Origin of the sequence: Streptomyces lacrimifluminis, from assembly GCF_014646095.1 — a bacterium.
Lineage (GTDB): Bacteria > Actinomycetota > Actinomycetes > Streptomycetales > Streptomycetaceae > Streptomyces > Streptomyces lacrimifluminis.
The window spans coordinates 1-606 of the sequence record NZ_BMMU01000127.1; the positions used below are offsets into that span (position 1 = coordinate 1).

General features: G+C 68.3%; 1 pseudogene. It reads right to left on the reverse strand.

The window, feature by feature from the left end:
* A pseudogene (locus IEY89_RS40230) lies at positions 1-606 on the reverse strand (hypothetical protein); the annotation flags it as partial.

The window sequence follows — 606 nt, forward strand, 5'->3', positions numbered from 1 at the left end:
AGCCCCACGTCCCACAGAGACGCCCGCCCCTTGGAGTATTTGTAGAGCGTGTCCGCGAGTACGACGAGGGCCGCGATCAGCACGATCGCACCGAGGATCGGCCCCCCGATGATCATCGCCACAACCCCGACGACCGCGACGACAATCTTGCACACGGCGACGATGGAGTCCCAGTTGTCGACGAACCAGTCCCCGACCTCCTCCCACCAACTCCGGTTCTGAATACCGGCGTCCGAGGCCTCGTCGATCCTCCGCTTCGCTTCCCCCGCCGCGTCCTCACGCATCCTGCGCGCGTCCTCGGCCATCTTCTTCGCCGCGTCCAACGCCGACTGCGCACTCGTGACGTCCGACTGAGCACTGTCCCGCGCCGACTTGGCATGCTGGGCATCCCGGGTCGCCGCCCGGACCTTCGCCTCGTCCGGCGGCTCCGCAGCCTTACTGCCCGTCGGATCGTCCTTGTACCTGTCCGACTCCTTCGCCGCCCGCGTCACCCACGAATCAGCCGACGACAGACGCGACTTGGCCGACGACAGATCAGCCCGCGCCTCCCGGCCCTTCACCAGCGCCCGGTCGGCCAGCGCCTGCGCCCGCTCCAACTTCGGCCAG